Consider the following 18,477-nt stretch of genomic DNA (forward strand, 5'->3'; position numbering starts at 1 on the left):
AAAACCCAACTGCAAAAAGGAGAGCGCCATGCGCCCTGTCATTTTGCGTCGTGGTCTGGTCGCTCTGTTTGCTGCGGCTGTCACCTTCGGCGCCATTACTCAAGCTCAGGCCGAGACGTTACGAATCGGCTACCAGAAATACGGCACTCTGGTGCTGCTCAAAGCCAAGGGCACCCTGGAAAAACGTCTAGCCGCCCAAGGCGTGGACGTGCAATGGACTGAATTCCCCGGTGGCCCGCAACTGCTTGAAGGCCTGAATGTCGGCTCCATCGACTTCGGCGTCACCGGCGAGACTCCGCCCGTGTTCGCCCAGGCGGCCGGTGCTGATTTGCTCTACGTCGCCTACGAACCGCCAGCGCCGCACAGTGAGGCGATCCTGGTGCCGAAGGACTCGGCAATCAAGTCGGTGGCAGAGCTCAAGGGCAAGAAAGTCGTGCTCAACAAGGGCTCCAACGTGCACTACCTGCTGGTGCGTGCACTGGAAGATGCCGGCCTCAAGTACACCGACGTCCAGACCGTATTCCTGCCGCCGGCTGATGCCCGCGCCGCGTTCGAACGTGGCAGCGTCGACGCCTGGGTCATCTGGGACCCGTACCAGGCTGCCGCCGAACAACAGCTGCAAGCGCGCACTCTGCGTGATGGTCAGGGCATCGTCGACAACCATCAGTTCTACCTGGCGACCAAACCTTACGCGCAAAAAAATCCCGAGGTGATCAAGACCCTGGTGGAAGAAGTGCGGGCGGTGGGCGAGTGGTCCAGGGCCAATCCCCAGGATGTGACCCAGCAGGTATCGCCACTGCTCGGCCTGCCGGCGGACATCACCCTGACCTCGGTGAAACGCCAGGGTTACGGCGCGCTGTTCCTCACCCCGGAAGTGGTCGCCGCGCAGCAGAAAATCGCCGACAGCTTTTACCAGCTCAAGCTGATTCCTAAGCCGCTCAGCATCAAAGACGTGATCTGGACGCCGCCGGCTGCCGTGGCCAAAGCCCAATAATTCGATTCCCCAAGGAGACCACTCCATGAGCCTCAATATCTTCTGGTTCCTGCCTACCCACGGCGACGGCCATTACCTTGGCACCGCCGAAGGCGCCCGCGCCGTTGACCACGGCTACCTGCAACAAGTCGCGCAAGCGGCGGATCGCCTGGGTTTCGGCGGGGTGCTGATTCCCACCGGCCGCTCTTGCGAAGACTCGTGGCTGGTGGCGGCATCGCTGATTCCGGTGACCCAGCGTCTGAAGTTCCTTGTCGCCCTGCGCCCCGGGATCATTTCCCCGACAGTGGCGGCGCGTCAGGCTGCGACCCTGGATCGTCTGTCTGGCGGGCGGGCGTTGTTCAACCTGGTAACGGGCGGTGATCCGGAGGAGTTGGCGGGCGATGGTCTGTTCCTTAGCCACGAAGAGCGCTACCAGGCCTCTGTGGAGTTCACCCGTATCTGGCGCCGCGTGCTGGAAGGCGAAACCGTCGATTACGACGGCCAGCACATCAGCGTGAAGGGAGCGAAGTTGCTCTATCCGCCGATCCAGCAGCCGCGTCCACCGCTGTACTTCGGTGGCTCGTCGGAAGCCGCGCAAGACCTGGCGGCAGAGCAGGTGGAAATGGTCCTGACCTGGGGCGAGCCGCCGGCTGCCGTGGCCGAGAAGATCGAGCAGGTCCGCGCTAAAGCCGCCAAGCTTGGCCGCACCGTGCGCTTCGGCATCCGTTTGCATGTGATCGTGCGCGAAACCAATGCCGAAGCCTGGCAAGCGGCGGATCGACTGATCTCGCATCTGGACGACGACACCATCGCTCGTGCCCAGGCTTCGCTGGCGCGTTTCGATTCGGTCGGTCAGCAACGCATGGCCGCATTGCATGGCGGCAACCGCGACAACCTGGAAGTCAGCCCCAACCTGTGGGCCGGTGTTGGTCTGGTGCGCGGCGGTGCCGGTACGGCGCTGGTGGGCGATGGCCCGACCGTGGCCGCCCGCGTGAAGGAGTACGCGGACCTGGGCATCGACACCTTTATTTTTTCCGGATACCCACACCTGGAAGAGTCGTATCGGGTGGCGGAGTTGTTGTTCCCGCACCTCGATGTCGAACGTCCTGAACTGCCGAAAAGTGCCGGCTACGTCAGCCCGTTCGGCGAGATGGTCGCCAACGACATTCTGCCCAAAGCTGCGTCGCAGAGCTGAGGCGCGGTCATGAAGAAAATCATCCACAGTCTGGCGCCCTGGGCGTTGCCGGTGTTGCTGCTGGCGGTGTGGCAGTTGAGTGTGTCGGCGGGCTGGTTGTCGACACGGATCCTGCCGGCACCGATCGCCGTGATCGAAGCCGGCGTGAGCCTGGTGCGCAGCGGCGAAATCTGGACGCACCTGGCCATCAGTGGCTGGCGTGCGGCGCTGGGTTTCACCATTGGTGGCAGCATCGGTCTGACCCTGGGTTTTATCACCGGCCTGTCGAAGTGGGGCGAGCGCCTGCTCGACAGTTCGGTACAGATGATCCGCAACGTGCCGCACCTGGCGCTGATTCCGCTGGTGATTCTCTGGTTCGGCATCGACGAGTCGGCAAAGATTTTCCTGGTGGCGCTGGGCACGTTGTTCCCGATTTACCTCAACACCTATCACGGCATTCGCAACGTCGACCCGGCGCTGGTGGAGATGTCGCGTAGCTATGGCCTGAGCGGTTTCAGCCTGTTCTGGCAGGTGATTCTGCCAGGGGCGCTGCCTTCGATTCTGGTCGGCGTGCGTTTCGCCCTGGGGTTTATGTGGTTGACGTTGATCGTCGCCGAAACCATTTCCGCGAGTTCCGGCATCGGCTATCTGGCGATGAATGCCCGGGAGTTTTTGCAGACTGACGTGGTGGTGCTGGCGATCCTGATGTACGCGGTGCTCGGCAAACTGGCCGACCTCGCGGCCCGTGGACTTGAACGTGTGTGGCTGCGCTGGCACCCGGCGTATCAGGTTGCCAAGGGAGGTGCGGCATGATCGCGGAACAACCTCCACGCCTGCTGCGCGGGATTCCGCTGGCGGTGCGCAAGCTGCAAAAAACCTTTGGCGCGCGGCAGGTGCTGCGTGAGATCGACCTGCACATTCCGGCCGGCCAGTTTGTCGCCGTGGTGGGCCGCAGTGGTTGCGGTAAAAGTACCTTGCTGCGCTTGCTCGCCGGTCTCGACCAGCCCACGGGCGGTGAATTGCTGGCCGGTGCCGCGCCACTGAGTGAGGCGCGGGAGGACACGCGGCTGATGTTCCAGGAAGCGCGATTGCTGCCCTGGAAAAAGATCATCGACAACGTCGGTCTTGGTCTCAAGGGCAACTGGCGGCCGCAAGCGCTTGAAGCTTTGGAAGCGGTCGGTCTGGCCGATCGCGCCCACGAGTGGCCGGCAGCTCTATCCGGTGGACAGAAACAACGCGTGGCGTTGGCCCGTGCATTGATTCATCAGCCGCGCCTGCTGTTGCTCGACGAACCCTTGGGCGCGCTGGATGCCCTGACCCGAATTGAAATGCAGCAACTGATCGAGCGGCTCTGGCAACAGCATGGCTTCACCGTGTTGCTGGTCACCCACGACGTCAGCGAAGCGGTGGCGATTGCCGATCGGGTGATCCTGATCGAAGAGGGCGAAGTCGGTCTCGACCTGCACGTCGAACTGCCGCGCCCCCGGGTCCGCGGCTCCCATCGGCTGGCGGCGCTGGAAACCGAAGTGCTCAATCGCGTGCTGGCGCTGCCCGGCCAGCCGCCGGAACCGGAACCTGTTTCACCCTTGCCTACGCAATTGCGCTGGGCTCAATAACTCAAGTCTTATCCCACGACAGGAATCAACATCATGACTATCAAAGCCATCAACGTTCGTAACCAGTTCAAAGGCTCCATCAAGGAAATCGTCCTCGGCGACGTGCTGTCGGAAATCGACGTGCAGACCGCGTCCGGCATCGTCACTTCGGTGATCACTACTCGTTCGGTGAAGGAGCTGGAACTGGCGGTCGGCAGTGAAGTGATCGCGTTCGTGAAATCCACCGAGGTGTCGATCGCCAAGTTGTAAGCCGTGCGCGCAAACAACAACCCCGAAGGGTTTGAGCCCTTCGGGGTTTTTTGTGCGTGTGATTCAGTGAGATAGGCGGTGTGGCCTTCGCGAGCAAGTCGAGTCGTCGCACCGCCGCTCCCACATCTGGAATGCGTTTCCCTGTGGGAGCGGGCTTGCTCGCGAAAAGGCCAGTCCAGCCAATAGAAAATCAGGCAGCAACAGCACGCTTTGGCAGGTAAGGCGGCAAATACAACCCAAGATACGCATCAAACACCCGCATCCCTTCCTCGGCCATGCGCGGTGTGATCTGCCCGTGCTGCTGCACCGAACGCGCATACACCCGGTCGCCCAGCTCCATGGCCAGGGCGAACACATCGACATCGCTCGGCAATGTCGGCAGTTCGAAGTGATGGTCGAACAGCTTGTGCATCAGGTCGCCCAGTTCGATGTCGTGCTGGCGGTCGGCCTGGGTGACTTCGGTCAGGCCGTGTTGGGCCAGAATGAGTTGGCGGGCGGCGGCGTCCTCTGCGTAGATGTCGAGCATGCGTTGTTCCACCAGTCGCGACAGATCGCGCCAGCCGTTCAAGGCCGGGTGATCGATGGGGGCTTGCAGGCAGGCACGGAAGGCGGCGTGGACATCGGCGGTCAAGGCTTCAAGCAAGGCCGGCACGCTGGCGAAGAAGTGGTAGACCGAGGAGGGCGGTATCTCCGCGCGCTCGGCGACGCTGTAGATCGACAGACTGGCCACGCCCTCGGCGGCCAACAGCGTGCGGGCCGCATCGAGTATCGAATCGATCCGGGCCTGGCTGCGTGCGCGGGGTTTGCGTGGGGTGGCTACGCGTGTCATTGGAGTCTCCTGCGGGGCAGCGGGCATTGTACGAGGCAGGTGGCACCTTGTCTGTATGGGCTCCGCTGCCCGGTCCGGCGATCAAGGGCGCTTAGCCGCCGATGTGCACACTCCGGTCGTTCAAGGGTTGAACCGGGCGTGCATTCATTGGATACAGCGCCTGGAACGCCTCCAGTTGCGCTCGCGACAGTTGCACCGCAGTGGCCAGCACATTCCAGCGCACGCCTTCGGTACAAGGGGGTGTTGTCAGGGAGCCCATATAGAAATAGGCGTTGAGGTTCGCAGGTAGTAGTTGTGCAACATTTACCGTGTCCAGATGCGCACTACCGCCCGTGTGCTTTGGCATAGCTGCCAGGATTGGCTCCAGGGCCGGGTTGTATGCACCCTCTTCAAACAGCAAGGCCACCACGGCCAGTTCGCCTGCAGCGTTGCGGTGGACCAGATGCGCGTCCAGAGGATAGGTGCGCCCCTGGATCATTTCTTCGCTTGGCGTATGAAAATGCATTTGCACGAATGAGTAGTGACTGGATTCCAGAGTGATGCCTCCGGCGTCGACCGGCGTTACCTGAATGGTGTGGCCGTTGTTCGACACAGTGGCTTTGCTTGGCTGATAAGCAATGTTCAGCATCTTGGCTTCAGTCTTGATCGCGTCACGAATATCGATAGGCGACTGTGTCTTGCCCGACGAGCAGAGACTGTACTCGCTCTTCAGTTCACCCCAGTTTTGCGGTCCGGTGGGGGAGGAATAGCTCCATGCGGCCGTGTCACCGGCTGTTGCCCAGGCGGTGGAGCACAAACCGGCGACGATCAGAGTGATGGTTGCGCCCAATAGCTGTTTTTTCATAGTTGTTCTCATGCGCGGGTAGGAAAACGGGAAGAATCCCGGCGTCCGAAGTGTGAGGTTGTGGTCAGGGTGCAGATGTAGTCAGTGTCTGGCGAATCCGTAGGAATTTTCCTTGGTTCTGCTGACAAGCATTCCATAATAAATGGCGAGCAAAAAAAACGCCGCCGGCTGTGAAGCCGACGGCGTTTTTTTACTGCAACCGCTTAAACGGTATGCAGGTACCAGTTGTACTCGAGGTCGGAGATGGAGTGTTCGAACTCCTCCAGCTCGCTCTCTTTACAAGCCACGAAGATATCGATGTATTTCGGATCGATGTACTTGGCCATGACTTCGCTGTCGTCCAGCTCGCGCAGGGCATCGCGCAGGTTGTTCGGCAGGCTCTGCTCGTTCTGCTCGTAGCTGTTGCCTTCGACCGGAGCACCAGGTTCGATTTTGTTGACCAGACCGTGGTGCACGCCTGCCAGGACCGAAGCCATCAGCAGGTACGGGTTGGCGTCGGCGCCGGCCACACGGTGTTCCAGACGCACGGCGTCGGCGGAGCCGGTTGGAACGCGCAGGGCCACGGTACGGTTGTCCAGGCCCCAGCTTGGCGAGTTCGGCACATAGAACTGCGCACCGAAACGACGGTACGAGTTGACGTTCGGGCAGAGGAAAGCCATCTGCGCCGGCAGGGTCTCGAGCACACCGCCGATCGCGTGACGCAGTGCGGCGTTCTGCTCGGGATCCTCGCTGGCAAAAATGTTCTTGCCATCTTTATCAAGAATCGAGATATGGACGTGCAGACCATTACCCGCCTGGCCTGGATACGGCTTGGCCATGAAGGTGGTGTCCATCTCATGGTCGTAGGCGATGTTTTTGATCAGACGCTTGAGCAGGACTGCGTAGTCGCAGGCCTTGATTGGGTCAGCCACGTGGTGCAGGTTCACTTCGAACTGCGCCGGGGCACTTTCCTTGACGATGGCGTCGGCCGGAATGCCTTGCTCTTTGGCACCTTCCAGAATGTCTTGGAGGCAGTCGACGTATTCGTCGAGGTCGTCGATCAGGTAGACCTGGGTCGAGTGCGGACGTTTGCCGGAAACCGGCGAGCGAGGTGGTTGTGGACGACCGTTCACGTTCTCCTGGTCGATCAGGTAGAACTCCAGTTCGAACGCGGCGCAGATGGTCAGGCCCATTTCGTCGAACTTGCGCACCACATTGGCCAGCACTTCGCGCGGGTCGGCAAAGAATGGCTCGCCTTCGAGTTCGTGCATGGTCATCAACAGTTGCGCGGTCGGGCGCTTCTGCCATGGCTCGTTGCACAGGGTATCGGGGATTGGATAGCAGATTCGGTCAGCATCACCGATGTCCAGGCCCAGGCCGGTGCTTTCCACCGTCGAGCCGTTGATATCCAGAGCAAATAGAGAGGCCGGCAGGTTGATGCCTTTCTCGTAAACCTTGTGGAGGCTGGTGCGTTCGATGCGCTTGCCGCGCACCACACCATTCATATCCGCAATCAGAAGGTCAACGTACAGAACCTCAGGATGTTCCTTAAGGAACGCGTTCGCTTCGTTAAGCTGAACGGCACGCGGGGGTACCGACATGATGCAACACCTTTGTTGTTAAAAATATCAATCATTGATCTTTTCAGATTCCAGTCAACCCGAACGGCCTGCCGAAGTCAAGCGAGGCCTTTTTTGCCCTAAAAAAGCGCTCGTGTGGCTTTTTTGAGGCACTTTAGGGCGTTTTTACTCCGCTGGACGTGGCGGCGGCCGCGAGCTTGAGCGGGCCGTGTTGTATTTTTTACGGGGGTGTTGTGTAAAAAAATGAACAAGGCTAAGCTCGAATCAAACCCATAACAGCAATAATACCGGGGTGCTTCATGTCTCGCCTGCCGATAATCGGCGTCACCGACTGCTCAAGACAGCTCGGTCGGCATGCTTGCCACAAAAGTGGTGACACGTACGTCCGCGCAATGGCCTCGATCGTTTCAGGCCTGCCGGTGATTCTCCCATCCTTGACAGAGCACCTGTCCCCGTCCGTTATTCTGGACGGTCGCGGTGGCACCCCCATTACGGTTACTCCATTCAATATAGAACCGATTCACAATAGCGGCCTGACCATTGTTCAGGGCACCGCTCGCGATTCTGCACGCCCGGCCTCTGCGGCAGTGTTGGCAAACACGATAATCTGCCGCAGGAACGCTCTACAACGCGACGCCGACGCGTCAAACAACGCCTGACCTTAAAAGGGTCAGACAACTCAAGCCTAGAGGCATTTATGAGTAACAACCTCGACCAGCTCACCGATTGGTTGAAAAACCACAAGATCACAGAAGTCGAATGCATGATCGCCGACTTGACCGGGATTACCCGGGGCAAGATTTCGCCGACCAACAAATTCATCGCCGAAAAAGGCATGCGCCTGCCAGAAAGCGTGCTGCTGCAGACCGTAACCGGCGATTACGTCGAAGACGACATCTATTACGAACTGCTCGACCCGGCCGACATCGACATGGTCTGCAAGCCGGACGCCGACGCCGTATACGTGGTGCCGTGGGCCATCGAGCCGACCGCCATCGTCATCCACGATACCTACGACAAGCAAGGTAACCCGATCGAGCTGTCGCCGCGCAACGTACTCAAGAAAGTCCTGAAACTCTATGCCGACAAAGGCTGGCAGCCGATCGTGGCGCCGGAAATGGAGTTCTACCTGACCAAGCGCAGTGACGACCCGGACTACCCGTTGCAGCCGCCGGTCGGCCGCTCAGGTCGCCCGGAAACCGGTCGTCAGTCGTTCTCCATTGAAGCGGCGAACGAGTTCGATCCGCTGTTCGAAGACGTCTACGACTGGTGTGAACTGCAGGACCTTGACCTCGACACGCTGATCCACGAGGACGGCACGGCGCAGATGGAAATCAACTTCCGTCATGGCGATGCCCTGTCCCTGGCAGACCAGATCCTGGTGTTCAAGCGCACCATGCGCGAAGCCGCGCTCAAGCACAACGTCGCCGCAACTTTCATGGCCAAGCCGATGACCGGCGAGCCAGGCAGTGCCATGCACTTGCACCAGAGCATCATCGACATCGAGACCGGCAAGAACATCTTCTCCAACGACGACGGGACCATGAGCCAGTTGTTCCTGCACCACATCGGTGGCTTGCAGAAACTCATTCCCGAGCTGTTGCCGCTGTTCGCCCCGAACGTGAACTCGTTCCGCCGCTTCCTGCCGGACACTTCGGCGCCGGTGAACGTGGAGTGGGGCGAAGAAAACCGCACGGTGGGCCTGCGGGTACCGGATGCGGGACCGCAAAATCGTCGGGTGGAAAACCGCCTGCCGGGCGCCGATGCCAACCCGTACCTGGCGATTGCCGCGAGCCTGCTCTGCGGTTACATCGGCATGGTCGAAGGCCTGAACCCGAGTGCGCCGGTGGTGGGGCGCGGCTATGAACGTCGCAACCTGCGCCTGCCGCTGACCATCGAAGATGCGCTGGAACGCATGGAACACAGTTCAACAATCGAGAAGTACCTGGGCAAAAATTTCATCACTGGCTACGTCGCGGTCAAGCGGGCCGAGCATGAAAACTTCAAGCGCGTCATCAGTTCGTGGGAAAGGGAATTCCTGCTCTTTGCCGTCTGATACGCCGGGCGCTGCCGTTGTCGAGTGGCGCTTTCACCTGATTTTTTTAGGAGATTCGTATGACCAGCAACAATCCGCAAACCCGTGAATGGCAAACCTTGAGCAGTGATCACCACCTGGCTCCGTTCAGCGACTTCAAGCAGCTGAAAGAGAAAGGCCCGCGGATCATCACCAACGCCAAGGGCGTTTACCTCTGGGACAGCGAAGGCAACAAGATCCTCGACGGTATGGCCGGCCTGTGGTGTGTCGCGATTGGCTATGGTCGCGATGAACTGGCCGATGCCGCCAGCAAACAGATGCGCGAGCTGCCTTACTACAACCTGTTCTTCCAGACGGCACACCCACCGGTACTGGAACTGGCCAGGGCCATCGCCGACATCGCGCCGCAAGGCATGAACCATGTGTTCTTCACCGGTTCCGGCTCTGAAGGCAACGACACCATGCTGCGTATGGTTCGTCACTACTGGGCGATCAAGGGCCAGCCGAACAAGAAAGTCATCATCAGCCGCAAGAACGGCTATCACGGCTCCACCGTGGCTGGCGCGAGCCTGGGTGGCATGACGTACATGCACGAACAGGGCGACTTGCCGATCCCGGGCATCGTCCACATTGCCCAGCCGTACTGGTTCGGCGAAGGCGGCGACATGACCCCGGAAGAATTCGGTGTGTGGGCCGCCAACCAGCTGGAAGAAAAGATTCTGGAAGTCGGCGTCGACAACGTCGGTGCCTTTATTGCCGAGCCGATCCAGGGCGCCGGCGGCGTGATCATTCCGCCAGAGACTTACTGGCCGCGCATCAAGGAAATCCTCGCCAAGTACGACATCCTGTTCGTGGCTGACGAAGTGATTTGCGGTTTCGGCCGAACCGGCGAGTGGTTCGGTACCGATTTCTACGGCCTCAAGCCGGACATGATGACCATCGCCAAGGGCCTGACCTCGGGCTACATCCCGATGGGTGGCCTGATTGTGCGCGACGAAGTGGTGGACGTGCTCAATGAGGGCGGCGACTTCAACCACGGTTTCACCTACTCCGGGCACCCGGTAGCGGCGGCTGTGGGGCTGGAAAACATCCGGATCCTGCGCGACGAAAAAATTGTCGAGCGCGTGAAGTCCGAAACGGCACCGTATTTGCAAAAGCGTCTGCGGGAACTGAACGATCACCCGCTGGTAGGTGAAGTTCGTGGGGTCGGGCTGTTGGGGGCCATCGAACTGGTCCGGGACAAAGCCACTCGCAAGCGTTATGAGGGCAAGGGCGTCGGCATGATCTGCCGTCAGTTCTGCTTCGACAATGGCCTGATCATGCGCGCAGTCGGCGACACCATGATCATCGCTCCGCCCCTGGTGATCACGCCGGCGGAAATCGATGAGCTGGTGACCAAGGCTCGCAAGTGCCTTGACCTGACCCTGAGTGCATTGCAGGGCTAAGTGCTAGGCTCAGAGCGAGGGAGCTGCGGCGCTCTCGCTCAAAGCTGTCACAAAGGCCGGTCTTTTCTTGAAAGACCGCCTCGGATCTTGCCAGACTAGCCGCAGTTCCAGTTGCCCGGGTTCGGCCGCTGAACAAAGTGGTTCAAAAAAGAAAAATTTGGAGCATGACGCATGAAGGCATTAGGTAAAAAGCTTGCTGGCAAGACACTTCTCGCCCTGTCCGTCGCGGGCATGATGGCGGGTGCGGTTCAGGCGGACGACAAGGTGTTGCACGTCTACAACTGGTCCGACTACATCGCTCCGGACACCATCGCGAACTTCGAAAAAGAGTCGGGGATCAAGGTCGTTTACGACGTATTCGACAGCAACGAGACCCTGGAAGCCAAACTGCTGGCGGGCAAGTCCGGCTACGACGTGGTCGTGCCGTCGAACAACTTCCTGGCCAAACAGATCAAGGCCGGCGTATATCAGGAGCTGGACCAGTCCAAGTTGCCTAACTGGAAGAACCTGAACCAGGATCTGCTCAAGGCCGTTTCGGTCAGTGACCCTGGCAACAAGCACGCCTTCCCGTACATGTGGGGCTCGATCGGCATCGGTTACAACCCGGAGAAGGTCAAGGCTGCGCTGGGCGTCGACACCATCGACTCGTGGGACGTGCTGCTCAAGCCGGAAAACATCGCCAAGCTCAAGGGTTGCGGTGTGAGTTTCCTCGATTCGCCGACCGAAATGCTCCCGGTCGCGCTGCACTACCTGGGCCTGCCAACCGACAGCCAGAAGAAAGAAGACATCAAGAAAGCCGAGGACCTGTTCCTCAAGATTCGTCCTTCGATCACCTACTTCCACTCCTCCAAGTACATCTCGGACCTGGCCAACGGCAACATCTGCGTAGCGGTTGGCTACTCGGGTGACGTTCAGCAGGCCAAGTCCCGTGCCGCAGAGGCGGGTGACAAGGTCAAGGTCAGCTACGCCATTCCGAAAGAAGGCGCTGGCAGCTTCTTCGACATGGTCGCGATTCCCAAGGATGCCGAGAACGTCGAGGGTGCCTACAAGTTCATGACCTTCCTGCAGAAGCCTGAAGTCATGGCCGGTATCACCAACGCCGTACGCTTCCCGAACGGTAACGCCGCTGCAACGGCTCTGGTGGAAAAAGACATCACCAGCGATCCAGGCATCTACCCGCCAGCCGATGTGCAGGCCAAGTTGTATGCCATCGCCGACCTGCCAGCGGCGACCCAGCGTGAAATGACCCGCAGCTGGACCAAGATCAAATCAGGTAAGTAAGAAATACACCCTGTAGGAGCGAGCCTGCTCGCGATGAACCTGAGAGCACCGCTGGGTGTCAGGCACCCAGCGTTATCGTTGACGACCATCGCGAGCAGGCTCGCTCCTACAAGGATCTGCATAAAGTTTGCTGGAACGGTTTTTCGAGGGTAAGTTGCGCGCCGGTTTTGTTGCTGGACAATCACGGTTGTCATGTAACGCGGGGCAACTTGGGCCCAACTAAATTCAGAGGACCTCCACTTGCCTATTTTTTCTATGTTGCGCAATGCCTTGCTGGCTGCTGCCGGGCTGACGATTGCTGTCAGTGTCCAGGCCGCCGGCACTGTGCATATTTATAACTGGTCGGATTACATCGGCGAGACCACCCTGGCCGACTTCCAGAAAGAGACCGGAATCAAGCCGGTTTATGACGTCTTCGATTCCAACGAAACCCTGGAAGGCAAGTTGCTGGCCGGGCGTACCGGTTATGACGTGGTCGTACCGTCGAACCACTTCCTCGGCAAACAGATCAAGGCCGGAGCATTCCAGAAGCTCGACAAGTCGCAGCTGCCGAACTATTCCAACCTCGACCCGGTGCTGCTCAAGCGTCTGGAGCAGAACGATCCGGGCAACCTGTACGCCGTGCCGTACCTGTGGGGCACCAACGGCATCGGTTACAACGTCGACAAGGTCAAGGCGGTGCTGGGTGTCGACAAGATCGACTCCTGGGGTGTTTTGTTCGAGCCGGAAAACATCAAGAAGCTGCATAGCTGTGGCGTCGCGTTCCTCGATTCCGCCGATGAAATGATGCCGACAGTGCTCAACTACATGGGCCTGAACGCCAACAGCACTGATCCCAAGGACTACGAAAAGGCCACCGCCAAGTTGCTCGCGGTGCGCCCTTACGTGACCTACTTCCACTCATCCAAGTACATCGCGGATCTGGCCAATGGCGATATCTGCGTGGCGATCGGTTTTTCCGGTGACATCTTCCAGGCCAAGCACCGTGCCGAAGAAGCCAAGAAGGGCGTGAACATCGCCTACTCGATCCCGAAAGAGGGCGGTGCGCTCTGGTTCGACATGCTGGCGATTCCGAAGGACTCGGCCAACGTCAAGCAGGCCCACGCTTTCATCAACTATTTGCTGAAGCCTGAGGTGATTGCCCAGGTCAGTGATTACGTCGGCTATGCCAACCCTAACCCGGGGTCGGACAAACTGATGGAACAGTCCATCCGTACCGACGAAGCGGTTTATCCACCGCAAGAGGTTCTCGACAAGACCTACGTGTCCATCGAGCTACCGCCGAATATTCAACGATCGATGACCCGCAGCTGGACCAAGGTCAAGTCGGGTAAATAGTTTCAAGGCTCAAACTATCCAAGGTTCGCTCACCTTGAGCGGACTGAAAATTTTGTTGGGAGTTTCGTAAATGGCAGTTGCCTCCGGCGCCTATAAGAAAGCCCTCGAGGGCGACCAGCAACCTAAACAGGTGCTGGTCAAAATCGACCGGGTCACGAAGAAGTTCGACGAGACGATTGCCGTGGACGATGTGTCCCTGGAAATCAAGAAAGGCGAAATTTTCGCCCTGCTCGGCGGTTCGGGATCGGGCAAATCCACTCTGCTGCGCATGCTCGCAGGTTTCGAACGGCCCACGGAGGGGCGCATTTTCCTCGATGGCGTAGACATCACTGACATGCCGCCCTACGAGCGGCCGATCAACATGATGTTCCAGTCCTACGCCTTGTTCCCGCACATGACCGTGGCGCAGAACATCGCCTTCGGCCTCAAGCAGGACAAGATCCCGAACGCTGAAATCGATGCCCGCGTGGCCGAAATGCTCAAGCTGGTACAGATGAGCCAATACGCCAAGCGCAAGCCGCATCAATTGTCCGGTGGTCAGCGTCAGCGTGTGGCCCTGGCCCGCTCCCTGGCCAAGCGACCGAAGCTGCTGTTGCTCGACGAACCGATGGGCGCCCTGGACAAGAAGCTGCGCTCGCAAATGCAGCTGGAGCTGGTGGAGATCATCGAGCGCGTCGGCGTAACCTGCGTCATGGTGACCCACGACCAGGAAGAGGCCATGACCATGGCCGAGCGCATCGCGATCATGCACCTGGGCTGGATCGCCCAGATCGGCAGCCCGATCGACATCTACGAAACCCCGACCAGCCGCCTGGTCTGCGAATTCATCGGTAACGTGAACATCTTCGAAGGCGAAGTGATCGAAGACGCCGAAGGCCACGCAACCATCACCTGCAAGGACCTGGACCGCCAGATCTACGTCGGTCACGGCATCAGCACCTCGGTGCAGGACAAGTCGGTCACCTACGCGATTCGTCCGGAAAAGCTGCTGGTCACCGCCGACATGCCGACTTGCGAGTACAACTGGTCGAGCGGCAAGGTGCACGACATCGCCTACCTCGGCGGCCACTCGGTATTCTACGTCGAACTGCCAAGCGGCAAGCTGGTGCAGTCGTTCGTAGCCAACGCCGAACGCCGTGGCACGCGTCCGACCTGGGGTGATCAGGTCTACGTGTGGTGGGAAGACGACAGCGGCGTGGTACTTCGCTCATGAACATGCGCAAACTCAAACGCCGTCTCAATCGAATAATTCCCGGTGGCCGTCAGATGGTCATCGGCATTCCATTCATCTGGCTGTTCCTGTTCTTCATGCTGCCGTTCTTCATCGTTCTGAAGATCAGCTTCGCCGAAGCAGACGTGGCCATTCCGCCGTATACCGAAATCTACAGCTACGCCGAGCAGAAGCTGCAGTTGCTGCTGAACCTGGGTAACTACGCGATGCTGGGCGGTGACGAGCTGTACATCGCCGCTTACCTCGGCTCGCTGAAGATGGCGCTTTTCAGCACCATCCTCTGCCTGTTGATCGGCTACCCGATGGCCTATGGCATCTCCGTTGCCCGCAAGGAAGTGCAGACGGTGCTGGTGCTGTTGATCATGATGCCGACCTGGACCGCGATCCTGATCCGCGTTTATGCGTGGATGGGTATCCTCAGCAACAACGGCCTGCTCAACGGTTTCCTGATGAGCATGGGCTGGATCGACGAACCGCTGCAGATCCTCAACACCAACCTGGCGGTCTACATCGGCGTGGTTTATTCCTACCTGCCGTTCATGATCCTGCCGCTGTACGCCAACCTGGTGAAGCATGACCAGAGCCTGCTGGAAGCCGCGTCCGACCTGGGTTCGAGCACGTTCAACAGCTTCTGGAAAATCACCGTGCCGCTGTCGAAAAACGGCATCATCGCCGGCTGCATGCTGGTGTTCATCCCGGTGGTGGGCGAGTTCGTGATCCCGGAACTGCTCGGTGGTCCGGAAACCCTGATGATCGGTAAAGTGCTCTGGCAAGAGTTCTTCAACAACCGTGACTGGCCGGTGGCGTCCGCCCTGGCGGTGGTGATGCTGGCGATCCTGATTGTGCCGATCATCCTGTTCAACCGCAGTCAGGCCAAGGAAATGGAGGGTAAAGAATGAAGCGCTTCCGTTTCTCCAGCATGATGCTGGTCCTGGGTCTGTTGTTCATCTACCTGCCGATGCTGATCCTGGTGATCTACTCGTTCAACGCCTCGAAACTGGTAACGGTGTGGGGCGGCTGGTCGATCAAGTGGTACGTCGGCCTGCTCGACAACACCCAACTGATGGGCTCGGTGGTGCGCTCGCTGGAAATCGCCTGCTACACGGCGGTGGCGGCGGTGGCGCTGGGTACATTGGCTGCGTTCGTCCTGACCCGCATCACCCGCTTCAAGGGCCGCACCCTGTTCGGTGGCCTGGTGACTGCGCCGCTGGTAATGCCTGAGGTGATCACCGGTCTGTCGCTGTTGCTGCTGTTCGTGGCCATGGCGCAGATGATCGGCTGGCCGCAGGAACGCGGCATCGTCACCATCTGGATCGCCCACACCACGTTCTGCGCGGCCTATGTGGCGGTGGTGGTCTCGGCGCGCTTGCGTGAGCTGGACCTGTCCATCGAAGAGGCGGCCATGGACCTGGGCGCGAAACCGTGGAAGGTGTTCTTCCTGATCACCATCCCGATGATCGCGCCATCGCTGGCGGCCGGCGGCATGATGTCGTTCGCGCTGTCGCTGGATGACCTGGTGTTGGCGAGCTTCGTGTCCGGCCCGGGTTCCACGACCCTGCCGATGGAAGTGTTCTCGGCGGTACGCCTGGGGGTCAAACCCGAGATCAACGCCGTGGCCAGCCTGATTCTGCTGGCGGTGTCGATCGTGACCTTCATGGTCTGGTTCTTCAGCCGTCGTGCCGAAGAGAGCCGCAAGCGTGCTATCCAGCAAGCGATCGAAGAAGCGGCAGCCGATTCATGGAAGCAACCGGACGTGCGTCGCGCGCAGGCACCGGAAGCGGCTTGAGCCTGAAGTCGGGTTGGCCACAGCTCTGCGGCCAACCCAATCCTCTGTAGGAGCGAGCTTGCTCGCGAAGGTGTGTCAGTCGAAGTCAATGTGACTGATGCACCATCGCGAGCAAGCTCGCTCCTACAAGGTCTCTTATGCAGTCCAGGGTGATTTGCGGATGACCTCGACGAAGTTCATCGGCTTGAACCCAGGCTCCTGATCCACCAGCACGTCGGTCTTCACATTACCGAACGTGGTCTGCGGACGGTGGCGCAAGCCGTCGGCAAACGCGCAGATGATGCATTCCTTGAATCCCTCGCCCCGTGGATGCGCATGCACCACTGCTTCGCGCTGCACGGTGGAAAACGCCGCGTAGTCCATGCCCAGCACGTCCATCTCGACACCCGCCGTTACCAGCGCCACGGTGGGCCGCAAGTGTTGCGGTACGCCCGGTGTGGTGTGCAGGGCAATCGATAGCCAGACCTGTTCGATATCGTCATCGCTCAGCCCGTAAGGCTTGAGGAACGCTGCTGCGGCGTTGGCTCCATCGACTTCGAAGCGCTCGTTGTCACTGCGATGACCTTCCACCAGGCCCAGGTCATGGAACATTGCCCCGACGTACAGCAACTCCGGGTTGTAGGTCAGTTGCTTGCGCTCACCGCTCAGTGCGCCGAACAGGAATACCCGGCGCGAGTGGTGGTAGAGCAAGTCTGATTCGATGTCGCGGATGTACTCGGTGGTGGCCCTGGCCAATGCGCTGTCGGGGATCCTGATGCCGGCGATGGTGGTGCTCATGGAGTTTTCCTCGTCGTGAACGCCTGAGTGGCGCTGAGGGTTTCAGTCTGTTCCGGCCCCCGAAGCCGGACAATCGATCCATGGCTGCGATCCCGGCCAATGAGCGTGCATATCGCGCCACCCTCGCTTGTTGCGCGGGGATTGGATAGGGTGCATGCAGACTCTGTAGGAGCGAGCTTGCTCGCGATGTACGCAAGAGCGCCGCGTACATCCAGGCAGCCCACGTCATCGTTGACGTCCATCGCGAGCGAGCTCGCTCCTACAGGGAACGGTGCAATCAGATCCACAGAAGGCGATTCACGTCATGAGTAAAACCGTCGCCATCGTGGTGTTCGCCGGCGTCCAGTCGCTGGACGTCACCGGTCCCATGGATGTGTTTTCCGAGGCCAATCGTTTCCTTGCGCCCGAGGATCACTATCGGCTGGAGGTAATCGGCGTGGAGCGTGGGGTGATGGCGTGTTCCAACGGTCTGGCGCTGAATGCCCATCGGCATTTCAGCGAAGCGTTGCAGGTCTATGACCTGTTACTGGTGGCCGGCGGTCCGCAGTTGCCGTTCATGGATTTCGGCATGGCATTCGATGGCTGGTTGCGTGATGCCTGTGCGCGGGCCCGGCGCTTTGGCTCGATCTGCAATGGCGCCTTCATGCTCGCCCGCGCAGGGTTGCTGGAGGGGCGCACAGTCACCACGCATTGGCAGGACGCGTCGGAACTGGCGGCGCTATGCCCCTCGTCCCGTGTTGAAGCGGATCGCCTTTATGTAGAGGACGGGGAGCTGTTCACCTCGGCCGGGGTCACGGCGGGGATTGATCTGTCCCTGTACCTGCTGGGGCGGGATCACGGGCCGGAAGTGGCGCTGAATGTCGCCAAGCGGCTGGTGGTGTTCACCCAGCGTTCGGGCGGGCAATCGCAGTTCAGCCCGTTCCTCACGCCCCACGCCGAACCGACCTCGGCAGTGGCGATGGTCCAGCATTACGTGTTGGCCAACCTGACCGGTGACTTGACCATTGCCGATCTGGCCAACGCCGCCAACATGAGCGCGCGCAATTTTTCCCGGGTATTTGCCAGGGAAGCGAAAATCACCCCGGCCGAGTTCGTCGAACGCGCGCGGGTCGATGCGGCGCGGGTGATGCTCGAAAGCACTCGTGCGCCGCTCAAGACCGTGGCCTATCAGTGCGGTTTCCGCGATGCCCAGCACATGCGCAGCGTGTTCAATCGCAGGCTGGGGGTGACGCCTCAGCAGTTTCGGCTGAACTTTGCGGCGATGGTTTGAACTGACATTTTTGTTGCCTTTGAGGGCCTCTTCGCGGGCAAGCCCGCTCCCACAGGTTTCTCTGGTGTTC

18 protein-coding genes are annotated in these 18,477 nt (G+C 59.8%); 14 read left to right on the forward strand and 4 right to left on the reverse strand.

Annotated features, from left to right (window positions below; genetic code table 11):
• Positions 1-28 precede the first annotated feature (28 nt).
• The 5 genes from ACEN8Q_RS24435 to ACEN8Q_RS24455 are packed head-to-tail and all read left to right on the forward strand — an operon-like array spanning position 29 to position 4,012.
• Positions 29-994: a sulfonate ABC transporter substrate-binding protein gene (locus ACEN8Q_RS24435; protein WP_322617405.1), complete on the forward strand. Its 966-nt coding sequence runs from the start codon at positions 29-31 to the stop codon at positions 992-994.
• Positions 995-1,019: 25 nt separating this feature from the next.
• Complete coding sequence (gene ssuD / locus ACEN8Q_RS24440) at positions 1,020-2,168, forward strand: FMNH2-dependent alkanesulfonate monooxygenase (protein WP_111282858.1); 1,149 nt, start codon at positions 1,020-1,022, stop codon at positions 2,166-2,168.
• A 9-nt stretch (positions 2,169-2,177) separates the two neighbouring features.
• Complete coding sequence (ssuC, locus tag ACEN8Q_RS24445; protein ID WP_413421915.1) at positions 2,178-2,960, forward strand: aliphatic sulfonate ABC transporter permease SsuC; 783 nt, start codon at positions 2,178-2,180, stop codon at positions 2,958-2,960.
• Positions 2,957-3,763 carry an aliphatic sulfonates ABC transporter ATP-binding protein gene (gene ssuB / locus ACEN8Q_RS24450; protein ID WP_413421913.1) on the forward strand — a complete coding sequence of 269 codons (807 nt, stop codon included), beginning with the start codon at positions 2,957-2,959 and terminating at the stop codon, positions 3,761-3,763. The genes ssuC and ssuB overlap by 4 nt, the downstream gene beginning before the upstream one ends.
• Before the next feature lie 33 nt (positions 3,764-3,796).
• Complete coding sequence (locus ACEN8Q_RS24455) at positions 3,797-4,012, forward strand: TOBE domain-containing protein (RefSeq protein WP_007967989.1); 216 nt, start codon at positions 3,797-3,799, stop codon at positions 4,010-4,012.
• 190 nt (positions 4,013-4,202) lie between these two features.
• On the opposite strand, the gene ACEN8Q_RS24460 is transcribed toward ACEN8Q_RS24455, so the two are convergent.
• From ACEN8Q_RS24460 to ACEN8Q_RS24470, 3 genes are all read right to left on the reverse strand, one after another.
• Positions 4,203-4,841 carry a TetR/AcrR family transcriptional regulator gene (locus ACEN8Q_RS24460; RefSeq protein ID WP_413421911.1) on the reverse strand — a complete coding sequence of 213 codons (639 nt, stop codon included), beginning with the start codon at positions 4,839-4,841 and terminating at the stop codon, positions 4,203-4,205.
• Between the two features lie 91 nt (positions 4,842-4,932).
• On the reverse strand, positions 4,933-5,685 hold the full coding sequence (locus tag ACEN8Q_RS24465; RefSeq protein ID WP_413703834.1) for a carbonic anhydrase: 753 nt from the start codon (positions 5,683-5,685) through the stop codon (positions 4,933-4,935).
• A gap of 203 nt (positions 5,686-5,888) precedes the next feature.
• Positions 5,889-7,265, reverse strand: coding sequence for a glutamine synthetase family protein (locus ACEN8Q_RS24470; protein ID WP_008015393.1), 1,377 nt, complete (start codon positions 7,263-7,265; stop codon positions 5,889-5,891).
• 278 nt (positions 7,266-7,543) lie between these two features.
• Between ACEN8Q_RS24470 and ACEN8Q_RS24475 the strand changes: the two genes are divergently transcribed.
• The 8 genes from ACEN8Q_RS24475 to ACEN8Q_RS24510 all read left to right on the forward strand — a co-directional run bounded on the left by ACEN8Q_RS24475 (position 7,544) and on the right by ACEN8Q_RS24510 (position 16,360).
• The gene (locus tag ACEN8Q_RS24475) at positions 7,544-7,903 is read left to right on the forward strand and encodes a gamma-glutamyl-gamma-aminobutyrate hydrolase family protein (RefSeq protein WP_413421907.1); all 360 of its coding nucleotides are present in this window, start codon (positions 7,544-7,546) and stop codon (positions 7,901-7,903) included.
• A 38-nt stretch (positions 7,904-7,941) separates the two neighbouring features.
• Positions 7,942-9,300, forward strand: coding sequence for a glutamine synthetase family protein (locus ACEN8Q_RS24480; RefSeq protein WP_413421905.1), 1,359 nt, complete (start codon positions 7,942-7,944; stop codon positions 9,298-9,300).
• 59 nt (positions 9,301-9,359) lie between these two features.
• Entirely contained in the window at positions 9,360-10,724 is a 1,365-nt protein-coding gene (locus tag ACEN8Q_RS24485; RefSeq protein ID WP_413703835.1) for an aspartate aminotransferase family protein, read from the forward strand.
• Positions 10,725-10,895: 171 nt separating this feature from the next.
• Complete coding sequence (locus ACEN8Q_RS24490; RefSeq protein ID WP_413421901.1) at positions 10,896-12,005, forward strand: polyamine ABC transporter substrate-binding protein; 1,110 nt, start codon at positions 10,896-10,898, stop codon at positions 12,003-12,005.
• Between the two features lie 240 nt (positions 12,006-12,245).
• A complete protein-coding gene (locus ACEN8Q_RS24495) occupies positions 12,246-13,343 on the forward strand; it encodes a polyamine ABC transporter substrate-binding protein (protein WP_413421899.1) in 1,098 nt (365 codons plus the stop codon).
• A gap of 70 nt (positions 13,344-13,413) precedes the next feature.
• Complete coding sequence (locus ACEN8Q_RS24500) at positions 13,414-14,556, forward strand: ABC transporter ATP-binding protein (protein ID WP_008015388.1); 1,143 nt, start codon at positions 13,414-13,416, stop codon at positions 14,554-14,556.
• Positions 14,557-14,591: 35 nt separating this feature from the next.
• The gene (locus tag ACEN8Q_RS24505) at positions 14,592-15,473 is read left to right on the forward strand and encodes an ABC transporter permease subunit (RefSeq protein ID WP_238539257.1); all 882 of its coding nucleotides are present in this window, start codon (positions 14,592-14,594) and stop codon (positions 15,471-15,473) included.
• Positions 15,470-16,360 carry an ABC transporter permease subunit gene (locus ACEN8Q_RS24510; protein WP_413703836.1) on the forward strand — a complete coding sequence of 297 codons (891 nt, stop codon included), beginning with the start codon at positions 15,470-15,472 and terminating at the stop codon, positions 16,358-16,360. The genes ACEN8Q_RS24505 and ACEN8Q_RS24510 overlap by 4 nt, the downstream gene beginning before the upstream one ends.
• 135 nt (positions 16,361-16,495) lie before the next feature.
• Here ACEN8Q_RS24510 and ACEN8Q_RS24515 read toward each other — a convergent pair whose 3' ends face one another.
• Positions 16,496-17,137, reverse strand: a complete 642-nt coding sequence (locus tag ACEN8Q_RS24515) for an HD domain-containing protein (RefSeq protein WP_413421895.1) — start codon at positions 17,135-17,137, stop codon at positions 16,496-16,498.
• 304 nt (positions 17,138-17,441) lie between these two features.
• On the opposite strand from ACEN8Q_RS24515, the gene ACEN8Q_RS24520 reads away from it, so the two are divergent.
• Positions 17,442-18,407: a GlxA family transcriptional regulator gene (locus ACEN8Q_RS24520; protein WP_413703837.1), complete on the forward strand. Its 966-nt coding sequence runs from the start codon at positions 17,442-17,444 to the stop codon at positions 18,405-18,407.
• Positions 18,408-18,477 lie beyond the last annotated feature (70 nt).

It is taken from the genome of Pseudomonas sp. Pseusp16 (assembly GCF_047324915.1).
GTDB lineage: Bacteria > Pseudomonadota > Gammaproteobacteria > Pseudomonadales > Pseudomonadaceae > Aquipseudomonas > Aquipseudomonas fluorescens_CD.

Bases quoted from the DNA above. Each gene is read 5' to 3' on its own strand.
- ACEN8Q_RS24475 (WP_413421907.1), top strand. From the start codon at position 7,544: ATGTCTCGCCTGCCGATAATCGGCGTCACCGACTGCTCAAGACAGCTC.
- ssuD (WP_111282858.1), top strand. From the start codon at position 1,020: ATGAGCCTCAATATCTTCTGGTTCCTGCCTACCCACGGCGACGGCCAT.
- ACEN8Q_RS24460 (WP_413421911.1), bottom strand. From the start codon at position 4,841: ATGACACGCGTAGCCACCCCACGCAAACCCCGCGCACGCAGCCAGGCC.
- ACEN8Q_RS24470 (WP_008015393.1), bottom strand. From the start codon at position 7,265: ATGTCGGTACCCCCGCGTGCCGTTCAGCTTAACGAAGCGAACGCGTTC.
- ACEN8Q_RS24520 (WP_413703837.1), top strand. From the start codon at position 17,442: ATGAGTAAAACCGTCGCCATCGTGGTGTTCGCCGGCGTCCAGTCGCTG.
- ACEN8Q_RS24465 (WP_413703834.1), bottom strand. From the start codon at position 5,685: ATGAAAAAACAGCTATTGGGCGCAACCATCACTCTGATCGTCGCCGGT.
- ACEN8Q_RS24515 (WP_413421895.1), bottom strand. From the start codon at position 17,137: ATGAGCACCACCATCGCCGGCATCAGGATCCCCGACAGCGCATTGGCC.
- ACEN8Q_RS24455 (WP_007967989.1), top strand. From the start codon at position 3,797: ATGACTATCAAAGCCATCAACGTTCGTAACCAGTTCAAAGGCTCCATC.
- ssuC (WP_413421915.1), top strand. From the start codon at position 2,178: ATGAAGAAAATCATCCACAGTCTGGCGCCCTGGGCGTTGCCGGTGTTG.
- ACEN8Q_RS24480 (WP_413421905.1), top strand. From the start codon at position 7,942: ATGAGTAACAACCTCGACCAGCTCACCGATTGGTTGAAAAACCACAAG.
- ssuB (WP_413421913.1), top strand. From the start codon at position 2,957: ATGATCGCGGAACAACCTCCACGCCTGCTGCGCGGGATTCCGCTGGCG.
- ACEN8Q_RS24485 (WP_413703835.1), top strand. From the start codon at position 9,360: ATGACCAGCAACAATCCGCAAACCCGTGAATGGCAAACCTTGAGCAGT.
- ACEN8Q_RS24510 (WP_413703836.1), top strand. From the start codon at position 15,470: ATGAAGCGCTTCCGTTTCTCCAGCATGATGCTGGTCCTGGGTCTGTTG.
- ACEN8Q_RS24500 (WP_008015388.1), top strand. From the start codon at position 13,414: ATGGCAGTTGCCTCCGGCGCCTATAAGAAAGCCCTCGAGGGCGACCAG.
- ACEN8Q_RS24435 (WP_322617405.1), top strand. From the start codon at position 29: ATGCGCCCTGTCATTTTGCGTCGTGGTCTGGTCGCTCTGTTTGCTGCG.
- ACEN8Q_RS24490 (WP_413421901.1), top strand. From the start codon at position 10,896: ATGAAGGCATTAGGTAAAAAGCTTGCTGGCAAGACACTTCTCGCCCTG.